Annotated in this window: 9 protein-coding genes, 1 rRNA gene and 1 pseudogene; 1 reads left to right on the forward strand and 10 read right to left on the reverse strand. The window is 60.7% G+C overall.

Annotated features, from left to right (window positions below; genetic code table 11):
* Position 1 precedes the first annotated feature (1 nt).
* From IAE38_RS06230 to IAE38_RS06265, 8 genes and pseudogenes are all read right to left on the reverse strand, one after another.
* A complete protein-coding gene (locus tag IAE38_RS06230; protein ID WP_201216582.1) occupies positions 2-2,830 on the reverse strand; it encodes a TonB-dependent receptor in 2,829 nt (942 codons plus the stop codon).
* A 158-nt stretch (positions 2,831-2,988) separates the two neighbouring features.
* Positions 2,989-3,957 (reverse strand): FecR family protein, encoded by a 969-nt coding sequence (locus IAE38_RS06235; protein ID WP_201216584.1) that lies wholly within the window; start codon positions 3,955-3,957, stop codon positions 2,989-2,991.
* Between the two features lie 85 nt (positions 3,958-4,042).
* A complete protein-coding gene (locus IAE38_RS06240) occupies positions 4,043-4,543 on the reverse strand; it encodes a sigma-70 family RNA polymerase sigma factor (protein ID WP_201216587.1) in 501 nt (166 codons plus the stop codon).
* 97 nt (positions 4,544-4,640) lie between these two features.
* The gene (locus IAE38_RS06245; protein WP_201216589.1) at positions 4,641-5,537 is read right to left on the reverse strand and encodes a LysR family transcriptional regulator; all 897 of its coding nucleotides are present in this window, start codon (positions 5,535-5,537) and stop codon (positions 4,641-4,643) included.
* A gap of 50 nt (positions 5,538-5,587) precedes the next feature.
* Positions 5,588-6,493: pseudogene (locus IAE38_RS06250) on the reverse strand (pyridoxamine 5'-phosphate oxidase family protein); the annotation flags it as partial.
* Positions 6,494-6,522: 29 nt separating this feature from the next.
* Entirely contained in the window at positions 6,523-7,152 is a 630-nt protein-coding gene (locus IAE38_RS06255; RefSeq protein ID WP_201216592.1) for a glutathione S-transferase family protein, read from the reverse strand.
* 216 nt (positions 7,153-7,368) lie between these two features.
* Positions 7,369-8,097, reverse strand: coding sequence for an SDR family oxidoreductase (locus IAE38_RS06260; RefSeq protein ID WP_201216596.1), 729 nt, complete (start codon positions 8,095-8,097; stop codon positions 7,369-7,371).
* 175 nt (positions 8,098-8,272) lie between these two features.
* Complete coding sequence (locus IAE38_RS06265) at positions 8,273-9,271, reverse strand: LacI family DNA-binding transcriptional regulator (protein ID WP_201216598.1); 999 nt, start codon at positions 9,269-9,271, stop codon at positions 8,273-8,275.
* A gap of 196 nt (positions 9,272-9,467) precedes the next feature.
* On the opposite strand from IAE38_RS06265, the gene IAE38_RS06270 reads away from it, so the two are divergent.
* A complete protein-coding gene (locus IAE38_RS06270) occupies positions 9,468-11,105 on the forward strand; it encodes an FGGY-family carbohydrate kinase (RefSeq protein ID WP_201216600.1) in 1,638 nt (545 codons plus the stop codon).
* 9 nt (positions 11,106-11,114) lie between these two features.
* Here the strand turns inward: IAE38_RS06270 and IAE38_RS06275 are convergent, their stop codons facing one another.
* Both IAE38_RS06275 and rrf read right to left on the reverse strand, forming a co-directional pair.
* On the reverse strand, positions 11,115-11,666 hold the full coding sequence (locus tag IAE38_RS06275; RefSeq protein ID WP_201216603.1) for a UPF0149 family protein: 552 nt from the start codon (positions 11,664-11,666) through the stop codon (positions 11,115-11,117).
* Positions 11,667-11,870: 204 nt separating this feature from the next.
* Positions 11,871-11,986, reverse strand: a 5S ribosomal RNA gene (gene rrf / locus IAE38_RS06280).
* Positions 11,987-12,147: the final 161 nt, after the last annotated feature.

Here is a 12,147-nt window from a genome sequence, read left to right on the forward strand (position 1 = left end):
ATCAGAAGCGGTAGCCGACTTCCAGCCAGTATTGGCGGCCGACTTCATAAGTGGTGCGGGCGGTGCTGCTGTTGCTCACGATCGGGTTGACCTTGTCGGTGACGTTGGTCACGTCCACTGCGACGAACAGGGCTTGCTCACGGGCGGTGGGAATCTCCCACTTCACGCGCATGTCCCAAGTCGGCGCAGCGGCCACCGAGGCGGTGTCGTAAACCTGTAGAGCCTCCCCGTCCCTTTCCTCGGTGCGACCCGTGTCGATGATCTGGTCGTAAGCGCCGCGGTAGCGGAAGAAATTGCTGATGCTCAGGTGCCAGGCGGGGATCTCGGTGACAGTGGTCAGGCGCGCGGTCCATGGGCGATTGAAATCGCTGGCCGGTAGCTGGCTGTAGGCCAGCCGTTTACCCTCGTAGAGCACGTCACCGTCGGCATACTCGGTATCGTTGAAACCGGCTTCATAGGTGCTGTAGGCGTTCTTGCTTCGCGACCAGTCCAGCGCCAGCTGCAGGTTGGTAACACTGCCCAGCACACGGAAGGTCTGCTTGGGCGTGATGGTGAGCGAGACGTTGTCGCTCTCGCTTGTACCGGCATTGACGTAGTTGTAGTAGATGGCCTGGTAGCCCTGCGCAGGGTCAAGGCCCAGTACCCGCGAGGAGGCTCGCACGACCTGATCCTTACCTTTGCGGTGCACGTACTTCAGGCGAAAATCGGTGTCCAGCCACTGTTGCTCCAGGCCCAACATCAGCTCGTCGTCGTAGGGGATGTTCATGTCCGCAAGGCGGTTGGTGTTGAGCCCCTGGCGCCCAACCCAGCCACTGGTCTGGGTGGCACGGGTGTAGGTGGTGTTCAGGCCCTGACGGCCATCGGCGAGCCGGTACTTGAACAGGTTGCGCCCATAGTAACGGTTGGCGCCGAACACCAGCACCGTGCTGCGGTCCCCGAAGAAATCGTAGTCACCGGCAAAGCGCGGCGATACGGTCTTCTGCTTCATGTAGTCATCGCCTTCGAAGCGCAGGCCGGGACGCAGGCTGAGCTTGCCCACCTGCATCTGGTCATGAACGAAGAACGCGTAGGCGTTTTCGGTGAGGTCGATCTTGCCGGCATTGTACTGAGTGCGGGTACTGGCCCACTGCCGGCTATTGCCATCAAGCAATGGGCTGACCGAACACCAGGGGTCGCTGCCTGCGCAGCTGGTGCCCTTGTCACGCTTGAATGTACTGACGCCTTGCCCGGTCTCCTCGCGTTCCCATACGGCGCGCTGCTGCGACAGCTCAAGGCCTGTGGTGAAGCCGTGAGCAAGGCCAGCAAACTCGAAGGTCTGCCATTCGCCTTTGAGGGTGTAGTCGACACCGCGCTGGGTCTGGTCGAGGTTACCGAACGCACCCTCGCCGCTTTTGGCGTTGGTGATGCTGGGGTTGCCCCAGTTCTTGGCGTCTGAATACCACCACAGCACGGTGTCGGTTTCATCAGACTCGCGCGAGCTGTACAGGTTGGTCAGCGCCAGGGTATGTGTCCAGCGGGCCTGGTCGCCTTCCCAGATGGCCTTCAAAGAGCCTTGCCACCCCCCGTTCTTGTTGGTGAAACCGGAGTCAAGGAAGTTTTCGCGGAAGAACACGTTCTCCTGGGGGGCATGGATGAACGACCCCTCCAGCGTGAGCCGGTCGCTGACATCCCAGTAGGTCTTGAGCATGTAGTTGTCGAGCTGACGGGTCTGGTCCTGGCGGCTATCGGTGTTGGGGCTGGTGTAACCGTTGTCGTAACGGTTGAGGGGGATCACCGAGCGGCGCTGGGAAAAGCTCAGGATCGCACCAAAGTTGTCGGTGAGGTGGCCTTCGAGCATGCCGCGCAGCGTGGTCTTTTCGAATTCGGGCTGGTACTGCTCGGAGGACGAATTGTCGAAGCTTTCCTGATCGTGCTGGGTGATGTGGTAGCGCGTCCATTCCGACCGGCTGATGCCGTACGAGAATTTACCGTGCAAGCCTTTACTCGGCCGGCGGGTGATGGCGTCGATCACACCACCATTGAAGCCGCCATACTCGGCCGGCACATTGCTGTCGTAGACCTTGACTTCCTGCAGCAGGTCGGCGTCCAGGGCAATGCCGTGCGGGTTGCTGGGCGCCGCATCGAACTGGCGGTTCTCGCTGTAGCCGTGGGCGCCGGGGTCCAGGTCATTGTTGATCGAGATGCCATCGATCATGAAGTTGTTCTGGTAGAACTTGGCGCCGTTGATGCTGATGTCGGCGGGGTCGATCTCACCGGGCGTATTGGAGTTTTTCTGCGCGCCGGAGAACTGCACGCTGGGGTGCATTTGCAGCAGTGTGGTGATGTCGCCGTTGGCACCCGGGAACGCGCGAATGGCCTGGCCGCTGATGACGGTGGCACCCAGGTAGCTGTTGCCTTCGGTGTCGCCCAGCACAAGGGTGTCGTGCAGCTCAAGCGGGCCTGCACCGGCTTGGCCGTCCAGCAAACGCAGGCTGATCACCTCGCCGTCGGTGCTCCAGGTCAGGCCGCTGCCGGAGAGCAGGCGAGCAAGGGCTGCCTCGCTGCTGAAGTGGCCGTGCACGGGGTTACTTTGTCCACCTGCGAGCATCTGGGCATCGACACTCACCTGCAAACCGCTCTGTTGGCCGTAGGCAATGAGTGCGGCGGCCAGGCTTTGCGCCGGGATAGCGAAAGCGTGCACCTGGGTCAGTTGTGTGGGGGCCTCGGCGGCCCGCAGCACTGGCACAGGCAGCATGCAGCCTATGCCCAGCAGGCTGCTGCCCATGACATAGGTGAGGCGCAACGACCAACCACGTGCACGACGCGGCTTACGGCTTATGGTGTGAGACATGCTATATCCCCGCCCCGACGCATGCCGGGCAGCAAAAATGAATAAGAATCGATATCAGTTGTTGCGCGCGGGTAAGAAGACGGGTCAATTCGGGTAATTTTCAGAAAATTCTGAAATTTTTATTTCGAGGGTGGTGCTCGCGCTGCTCAGCGGAGCGGTCAGCGCTTGCTGATTACCAGGAACCAGGGGCCGTAGCTGTGCACTTCCCCCCCGTGAGGCTGGATCACGGCCCGCAGTGCTGCCTCAGGCTTGCGCAGGTCGTAGACGCCGGTGACACGCTTTTCACCCAATGCCTCATCGCGCAGTAAAACCTTGCCGGGGATATACCTGGCAAGCTCCTGCACCAGATCAGCGATACGCTGGTCGTCGGCCACCAACTGCCCCTGGCGCCACGCTGCGGCCTGCGAAGGCGCGAAGACCTGAACCCGGGCAATGCCATGGGTATACCGCAGCCGTTGCCCCGCGCCCAGTGCGCCAGACAGCACCTGGGTACGTACTGCGTCTTCAACCCGAACCGCGCCATGCTGGACATCGACACCCACAATGCCCGGCCGTATCTGGACGTTGAACGCGGTGCCAGTGACTGTCACCCGTACATCGTCGGCCCGCACATGAAAGGGCTTGGCCTTGTTGGGCATGACTTCAAAAAACGCCTGGCCGGCGAGCAGGCGCACGTCACGGTGATCACCTGAGTAGTCCACGCTGATAGCTGTGTCGCTGTCCAGATGTATCACGCTGCCGTCAGCCAAGGTGACATCGCGCATTTCATTTTGAGCGGTGCGGTAGTCGGCATGCAGGCGCAGGTTCAGCGATGGCGCAACGGCGGCCAGCAGGCAGGCCGCCACTGCTGCACCCAGCCACCAGCGGCGTGGCCTCGTGGCTGAAAGTTGCACCACCGTGGCCGTACTGGGCGGTGCGGGCCAGTGCTGGGCGGTGGCAGGCGCAAGCTGGCCGGTCAGGCGCCAGACACGCTCGGCCTTTGCATAGGCCTGGGCATTGGCCACATCGCTGGTGCACCACTGCAGTAGCTCTGCACGCAGGTGTGCGTCGTGCGGGGCCTGCTGTATGCGCAGTAGCCAGTCCAGGGCCTGGTCGCGGCGGCTGCATACGCGGTCTGCTGACGTCATGTCCGGCAAGTCTCCAGGGGCACGGGGGCGCGCAGGGTCGCACAGAGTCCGCCCATTGGAAAGGACGCGCCAACAGCAGTGTTTTTCACAAATCCTCCTCCAGTTGTGCCATGCACTGGCGCAATGCATCATGGACGAGCTGGTGCACCAGGCTTACAGAGACGCCCAGGTGGGTAGCCACCTGCTGCAGGGTAAAACCACCCAGCCGGTGCATTTCGAAGGCCACCCTTGTTCGTTCGGGCAACGCTTCGAGCGCCCGGCTGATGACAGCGAGTTCGTCCTGCTGAGTGACAGCTTGTTCAGGTGAGGCGCAACTGGAGGGCAGGTCGGTGAGCATCTCTTCGCCACCAGGCTGGACCTTCTCGGTAGCCATACGACGCGTGTGGTCAAGCGACAGGTTGCGCACAATGCGATACAGGTAACTGGCCGGATGGCTGATTTTCGTATCCGCGTCCTGCCGGCTGAAGCGAAGCCAGGCTTCCTGCACGACATCTTCTGCACGGGCCCGACAGCCCACGATTGGCGACGCGTAGTCGAGCAATGCCGCGCGGTGGGCCAAGTAGAGCTGGAGCTTGTCATCCGACACGGAACGGCATACCAGTAAATCACACGGGCAGCGATGTTACACGCGACCAAGAATCATTATCAAGCAGAGCATTTACAGGGGGCATCCATCGGATCGCTCAATCCAACCGCTGCATACGCAGCTCGTGCGCCAGCATGTCGATGAAGGCCCTGACCTTGGCTGAACCATACTTGCTCTCCCTGTGCAGCACATGAATCGGCCAGGGAGCCTCCTCGTATTCGGCCAGAATCACCTGCAACTGGCCGCTGGCCAACTCGTCTGCGACCTGATACGACAACAGCCGTGCAATCCCCAACCCACCGACGGCCGCTGCAATAGCCCCATCATTGCTGGTGACCATCAGCCGCGGCTTCATGCGCACCAGGGTGGGCTCATCGGTGACCCCGAAACGCCAGCCGGCCCTTGGGGAAAGGTTGGTGGTGCCGATCACGGCATGGTCGGACAAATCCGAGGGATGCCGTGGCATCCCGTGGCGCGACAGATACCCGGGCGAGGCGCACAACATGCGCCGCACCTGGCCCACGCGCAACGCCCTGAGCCCGGAGTCGGGTAACGGGCCGATGCGCACGGCCACATCCATGCCCTCCTCCACCATGTTCACCACCCGGTCGAGGAAGTAGGCAGACACATCCACCTGCGGGTAGTGCTGCAGGTAGCGCACGATACAGGGCATGACGAATTTCTTGCCGAACAGGCTCGGCGCGGTCACCGCCAGCTCGCCTTTAGGGTTGGCGTTGATGCCGGCAGCGGCTTCGTTGGCCTCATGGAGGCTGGCCAGGATATGCCGTACGTCCTCCAGGTAGCGGCTGCCGGCTTCGGTCAGGCGTACGCTGCGCGTGGTACGCAGCAGCAGTTTGACCCCGAGCTGTTGTTCCAGGGCGCTGACCGCACGGGTGACGGCAGCCGGGGAGATATCCAGGCGGCGGGCGGCGGCGGCAAAGCTTTCCAGCTCACCGACTGCGACAAACACCTTCATCAGGTGGATCTGGTCCATTCAGGCTCCAAGGGCTCGAGGTAGCGGTAGCAGGGTACACCGCGGGCTTACTCCTTGAGGGCCCAGCGCAGGGAAACAGCAGCTGGGCGCCACACTACCTCTTCCACACGCAGCGTCCATAACCGCTGTGCGCCCTCAAACATGTGAACCGCGGGGCTTTCCAGCAGTACCTCGGCGTGCCCGCTTAGCTGCAGCACGCTGCCGCTGGTGAAATCAATGAACAGCAAACCGGCCAGCGGGTTCAGCAGCAGGTTGCCCAGCGTGTTGAAGTGCAGGTTGCCAGCATAGTCCGGGATAGTCAGAACATTGCCTTCTACCTTGATGAACCCCGGCCTGCCGCCACGGTGAGACACATCAACCGAGCGCTTGCCGTCGTCATGCTCCACGTAGCTGGCAACGAAGAAGGTATCGGCGGCCTGGATCAATGTTCGGGTGGCCGCGTTCAGGGTGGTTGATTCCTCACGCCGCTGGGCGGGCGCATCGACGCGCCTGTAGTCACGCGGCTGAATGTAGCGCGGGCAGTTACCAAAGGATTGCTCCACTGTGACCTGCAACTCGCCTGACGCCGAGTGGCGGATCTGCCCATTGAGACGGTTGCGTCGACGCGTGTGCAGTTCGATACCCAGCAACCCAATGGCCTGCCCAGGCCGCAACCCGGGGGTGGCGGGGTCATCCGCTGATAACCCGGCGTCGATGGTCAGTTGTTGGGGGCTCGGGGAACGGATGAACCCTTCCGGCCCTTCCAGCAGGGTTGCCCAAGGCCAGCCTTGGGCATCGACACTGGCCGCCACCAGGAACGGCAGTTGCTGGAAAAAGCTGCGGTGCTGCTCGGGCATGTGATCACGAATGACCTTTTGCCCGACCGCCTCCATGCGCGCCGCTACCCCGGCCATTTCCTGCAGGCTTTTCTCGCCCGCATGCCAGGGTGAGGCGCGGTGGTGCTGAGGCTGTTCCATAACGGCGCTCCTCATGAGGGGCGGGGGTGTCAGGCGCTGGTCTGCAGCCCGATGACGGTGCGCGGCATGGGCACGAAACCAGGCAACCCTTCGATGCGCGCCAGCCAGTTACGCACGTTGATGTAAGGTTCAAGCGATACGTTGCCCTCAGGGGCATGGGCAATGTAGGAGTAGTTGGCGACGTCAGCAATGGTGGGCGTATCACCCGCGAGGAAGGGTGCTTTGGCCAGCTCGGCGTCCATTACCTTGAGCAGGGTGTGGGCGCGGGCGATCACTTCGTCGGTGTTGAACGAGGCCCCGAATACGGTAACCAGCCGGGCCGCAGCGGGGCCAAATGCCAACGGCCCGGCCGCCACCGACAGCCAGCGCTGCACACGTGCAGCCGCCGCAGGGGCCTCCGGCAACCAGGCCCCTTCGCCGTATTGCTTGGCCAGGTAGACCAGGATGGCGTTGGAGTCAGCGATCACAGTGCCATTATCGTCAATGACCGGCACCTGCCCGAACGGGTTGAGCGCCAGGAAATCCGGTTGCTTGTGTGCCCCCTTTGCCAAGTCGACAAGCACCTGTTCGGTTGGCAGCCCGAGGAGAGAGAGCATGAGTTCGATACGGAGGGCGTGGCCAGACTTGGGGAAGTTGTAAAGCTTGATGGGGCGAGGCATGGCTTGAACTCCAGGTCAGCACCGGGGTGGGCTGGTGGAGCACATGCTGCACCGGATCACAACGCAGAGGAATCAGCGTGCGGGGTAATCCATAATTTCGTGGGGTGGAATAATAAGACCATTAGTCGTGATTGAAGGCCTAGGGCGGGCGAGCCCTCTCCCACTGGCAGGCACACACTCAATGCAACACCTGGCCCTGTGGGAGAGTGATACCTGCTACATATCAAACGCCGAAGGCAGCACCACCATGTCGCGGATGGTCACGTTTCGAGGGCGCGTGAGCATGTACATGACCGCATCGGCCACCACACAGGGTTCTATGAGGCTGCCAAGGGCCAGGGCTTTCTGCAGGTTTTCTGCCGGCCAGTCAGCGAGCAAGGCGCTGTTGACCGGGCCGGGGGACACGGCCGCAACCCTGATGCCCTGGTCTTTGACCTGGCGGCGCAAGGTTTGTACGAAGCAGTTCACGGCCCACTTCGACGCCGAGTACACAGGCTCCCAAGGGACAGGGAAATGCCCGGCGACCGAGCCTGTGACGATGATGTCGCCGGTGCCTTTGGCGATCATGTGTGGCAGCACAGCGTTGATGTTCTTTATGACCGCGTTGACGTTGAGGTTGAGCATGCGGTCGATGGCCAGGGGGTCGGCCTCGGTGAAGTTGCCACCCAGATAGCTGCCTGCGTTGGCATAGAAAATATCCAATCCGCCAGCCTGATCCACAATCCCTTTGAGCAGAGTGGCACAGCTGTCGTTGTCCAGTAAGTCGATCACCAACGGTGTCGCCTGCGGCCCAAGCCGCTCACATGCAAGCCCAAGGGCGGTTTCATCCCGGTCTATCAAGACCACGTGGGCCCCCGCCAGTGTCATTGCTTCTGCGGTGGCCAAGCCGATGCCAGAGGCGGCACCCGTGATTGCTGCAACCTTCCCTTCCAGTTGATAGGACATATTCAGCTCCTGCTTGCCTTCGTGAGGCATGTTGTAATTGTTTGGGCAGAAATGTTCACGTCTACATCTTTGGCCGTTCAGCCTTGTCACGGCGCTGAATCTAGGTGCGTGACAAGCAAAATGTCAACGTCTACATTTGTAAGCAAATACGTTGATGATGACCCGGGCTGCCGCCTCAGCCAAGCAATGTGCCTTTGATTGTGAGGTCTGCCTGGGTGCGACCGGGCTCGTCTATGGCTTCGAACAGCATGCCGATGGCGCCCGCCCCGGCTTCGTAGCTACTGTGGCTGACACACGCAATGGGCTCGCCATGAAGTTCGGCGTACGGAACCTGATCGATGCTGAACAGCTGAATGTCCGCCCTCGACAGGCCTTGGCTGCGCAGCGCTTCCAGAGCGCCCAGGGTCATCAGGTTGTTCAGGCCGAAGATGACCTGAGGCCGCGCTCCGCCTTGCAGGTAAGCCGCGGTCCGGTCGCATGCAGGCGCCTGTGTGTAGTCACCCTCAAGCACATCGAGGGTAACCGGATCTGGACATTCCTCTATCGCCCTGCGGATCCCGGCAAGACGGGCCTGGGTGATGGCCGAGCGCGCGGGGCCACCTACCACCAGCACGTGGCGATAACCTTGGGCAAGCACCGCCCGCATGCCCCGCAGACCGCTTTCTTCATTATCCAGATATACACCGGCGAACGTGGCATCGTGCAGCTTCCTGTCGATCTGCACTACCGGTATGGCGGCCTGCTCCAACTTGGGAAGGTAGGCTGGGCAATAATCTTCAGCATCAGATACCACTGACAGAATAATACCTGCTACCTGGTAGCTGAGCAGCGTGTCGACTGCCTTCTCCTCAAGCGCCGGGGAGCCATCTGTGTCGAAAAGCATCAAGGTGTAGTCCCGGCGCTTGGCTTCGCGGGTAATCGCTTTGATGATCTCGCCATAAAAGGGATTGTCCAGGCTGGCGGTAACCAGGCCGATCAACCGGCTCTCCTGGTTTTTCAGGCTGCGGGCAAATGCATTGGGCACGTAATTGAGCTCGCGGGCCACTTCAAGAATGTGCGCCAGGGTCGACTTCTTCACTTTCTCCGGCTGGTTGAGCGCTCGCGATACGGTGACAGTCGTCATGTTCACGCGCTTGGCGATATCGGTGATCGTAGCTTTACCAGGTTTGGCCATGTCGAATCAGCATCAGGAGGCGGTGGGTCGAGGGTACACGCAACATTGTCAGGTGAAAAATGCCGTGCTAGTTTTATTTCAATGTTGACGTTTACATTGCCTGTCGATTTAGCCCAGCTCTAATCCTGAGCCTTCACACCAGGCTAAAAATGTAGACGTCAACATGAGCCAATAAAAACAACCAAAGGATGTGCTCATGAACTATGTAGTTGGGGTAGACATCGGTACGCAGAGTACCAAGGCACTGCTGATTTCAACTCAAGGGGCGATCGTTGCTCAGGCCTCCGTGGGCTACCAGGTCGAGCAGCCAGAACCACTCTGGGCACAGCAGTGGCCTGATGTGTGGTTGAAGGCGGTTTACCAGGCGGTCGCCAATGCCGTCGCCAGCAGCAGCATCCAGCCGAGCGATATCAAAGCCATCTGTGTCAGCAGCCTGTACGGCGGGTCGGGCATACCGGTGGACACAGCGATGATGCCACTGCACCCGTGCCTCATCTGGATGGACCGCCGAGCCACGACAGAAGCTGACTGGGTTCGGCAGAATATCGACCTCGCCTACCTTCACGACACGACCGGCAACGGTGTGGACAGCTACTACGGCTACACGAAGATGCTGTGGATCAAGCGCAACAGGCCAGACGTGTGGGCCAGGACGCATTATCTGCTGCCACCCAACAGCTACGTGCAGTATCACTTGAGCGGGTGTGTGGCCGTAGACCACAGTTCGGCAGGCAATATCGGTGGCGTGTACGACATCAAGCAACGCACCTGGTCAGTTCCCCTACTCGAGCGCCTGGGGATCAACCCCCAGCTCATGCCGCAGCGCCTGGTCGACTCAGGTGAAGTCATTGGTGAACTGCTGCCTTCACCTGCCCGGTTGATGGGGCTTAGCCCCGGCATTCCGGTGGTGGCTGGTGGCGTGGACGCGGCGATGGCAACGCTCGCAGCCGGCGTGCTGACCCCGGGCAATCATGTGGCGATGCTCGGGACCAGCATGTGCTGGGGTTTCGTCAATCGCCGCACAGATGCACAACTGGGGCTTATCAGCATGCCCTACGTGCACAAGCCGGCCGATTACCTTTACATCTTCGGCGGTGCCATCACGGCGGGGGCTTCGATCAGTTGGTTTCGGGAGCAATTCTGTACACGGGAAAAACACGCTGCCGCCATGGGCGTTGGCGTGGACGTGCACCAGTTGATGGAGGACGAAGCAGGCAAAACCCCGCCGGGGGCAGACGGCTTGGTGTTCCTGCCCTATATGATGGGTGAACGCAGCCCCGTCTGGGACGCCCAGGCCAGCGGCGCTTATGTAGGCCTGTCGTTGTACCACACCAGAGCGCACCTCTACCGTGCAGTACTGGAAGGGCTGGGCTATGCCCTGCGCCATAATATTGAGCGCGGTCGCCAAGGCGCCGAGCGCCTGGACCCCGAGTTGATCGTGGTAGGGGGCGCCGCAGCCTCGGACCTATGGATGCAGATCATTGCCGATATAACCGGGTATCCGGTGCTTACCATCGAGCAAGCCGTGGAAGCACCGCTGGGCGCGGCCATGCTAGCAGCGCTGGCCACGGGCGACATTGACGACCTGGCCAACGTGCGTGGGTGGCGCACCCTTGAACGACGCGCCACGCCCAACCCTCGCACCCAGGCGTTATACGATCAGCTGTTCTCGGTCTATTGCGACCTGTATCCAGCGTTGAAGCCCAGTATGCACCGGCTGGCAGGGTTGCCGCCTACTGCGGATGAGCCGCTCAAGATACCCACGCCGCTGAGCGTCTCGCCCTCCCCGCCTGCAGTTGAGGGCACTGGCGCCTACCTGCAACCGTCGGGCTAAGATTTCAGCTCACGTTGCCGAATGCTGAAACGCATAGAGTTTGCGCACGGCATTGATCACCTGAGGCACGCATGCCTGGATATCCTGCTCGGACATCTGATCGAGCAGTTCTACGTTATCTTCCAGCCCGTGCAGCGAAATAGCCTTCAGCAGTGGCTCTTGCGCGGCGGGCAGTGCAGGCCAAGCGGCAACCTGTGTGCCGCGCATATAACCGAAACACCACTCTTCCATCACTGTGACAGGCCCCTGCTCGCTTTCAGTTTCTTCGAACAGCGGTACGAAGTGGTCGACGTCTTCCTCCAACTGCTCCGCCACCTGGCTGGCATAGCGCAGCATCAGGGCCGTGTAGGCCTCCTCATGGGCCGGCTTCTTGAACTTCGGTACGCTGCCACCGGCCACGGCAGGCAACCATTCCCCGGGCTGCACAGTCGACGGGGAGCTGGCCAATGCGGTGAAGAAGCCATTGAGCTCCGCAAGGTTGAGTACGGAGTAATCGTTACCGTAGGTGATGAGCAAGTCTTCGAGGCGGTCGAGCTCTTTATCAGTGAGCGTGGGGAGCATGTACAGGCATCCTGGGAAGTGGAACGTAGGGGCACACTAACATAGCTGTTGCGGAAGGGGGTCTAGGAACCCCGCATCTGATGTGCCTGCGCCTGTATACAAGCCCGGATTCTGTGCCCAACCACGCAGTCTGCATTGGCTTTTAGAGCGCTACAAAGACAAAACCCCTACCTGCATGCGCAGATAGGGGTTTTGCGAAATGAATCTTGACGATGACCTACTCTCACATGGGGAAACCCCACACTACCATCGGCGATGCATCGTTTCACTACTGAGTTCGGGATGGGATCAGGTGGTTCCAATGCTCTATGGTCGTCAAGAAATTCTGTTGCCAGAAGGTCTTGATAGACACTCCAGCGAATCCGGATATGTGATGCTTGTGAATCGCGAACTTTCGGTTCGTAGCGTCTTCACCACCGCAATCTGCTTCAGCAAATTGCTTGGGTGTTATATGGTCAAGCCTCACGGGCAATTAGTATTG

Source organism: Pseudomonas sp. S32 (assembly GCF_016648095.1).
GTDB classification, from domain to species: domain Bacteria; phylum Pseudomonadota; class Gammaproteobacteria; order Pseudomonadales; family Pseudomonadaceae; genus Aquipseudomonas; species Aquipseudomonas parafulva.

Bases quoted from the DNA above. Each gene is read 5' to 3' on its own strand.
- IAE38_RS06230 (WP_201216582.1), bottom strand. From the start codon at position 2,830: ATGTCTCACACCATAAGCCGTAAGCCGCGTCGTGCACGTGGTTGGTCG.
- IAE38_RS06235 (WP_201216584.1), bottom strand. From the start codon at position 3,957: ATGACGTCAGCAGACCGCGTATGCAGCCGCCGCGACCAGGCCCTGGAC.
- IAE38_RS06245 (WP_201216589.1), bottom strand. From the start codon at position 5,537: ATGGACCAGATCCACCTGATGAAGGTGTTTGTCGCAGTCGGTGAGCTG.
- IAE38_RS06255 (WP_201216592.1), bottom strand. From the start codon at position 7,152: ATGCCTCGCCCCATCAAGCTTTACAACTTCCCCAAGTCTGGCCACGCC.
- IAE38_RS06260 (WP_201216596.1), bottom strand. From the start codon at position 8,097: ATGTCCTATCAACTGGAAGGGAAGGTTGCAGCAATCACGGGTGCCGCC.
- IAE38_RS06265 (WP_201216598.1), bottom strand. From the start codon at position 9,271: ATGGCCAAACCTGGTAAAGCTACGATCACCGATATCGCCAAGCGCGTG.
- IAE38_RS06270 (WP_201216600.1), top strand. From the start codon at position 9,468: ATGAACTATGTAGTTGGGGTAGACATCGGTACGCAGAGTACCAAGGCA.
- IAE38_RS06275 (WP_201216603.1), bottom strand. From the start codon at position 11,666: ATGCTCCCCACGCTCACTGATAAAGAGCTCGACCGCCTCGAAGACTTG.